The following is a 273-nucleotide window of genomic DNA, read 5'->3' as shown; positions in this document are numbered from 1 at the left end:
CAGATGACACAAAGGGGAAATTACAGTGAATAAAACTCAGTTAGTAGAACAAATCGCAGAAAATGCAGACATTTCTAAAGCGTCAGCGGGTCGTGCTCTAGATGCATTCATCGAAGCAGTAAGCGGCACTCTTCAGTCTGGTGATCAAGTTGCTCTAGTTGGCTTTGGTACATTCAGCGTTCGTACTCGTGCTGCACGTACTGGTCGTAACCCAAAAACTGGTGAAGAAATCCAAATCGCAGAAGCAAAAGTACCAGCTTTTAAAGCTGGTAA

At 44.0% G+C, this 273-nt stretch carries 1 protein-coding gene; it reads left to right on the top strand.

Annotated features, from left to right (window positions below):
- Window positions 1-25: 25 nt before the first annotated feature.
- Window positions 26-273 (top strand): HU family DNA-binding protein (locus RAD10_RS41870; RefSeq protein ID WP_461622025.1); only part of this gene is annotated, 248 nt, incomplete at its 3' end.

The sequence above is a fragment of the Bradyrhizobium sp. 23AC genome, assembly GCF_054863025.1.
The sequence above is the reverse complement of the archived record's forward strand: the minus strand, read 5'-3'. Positions and strand labels throughout refer to the sequence as shown.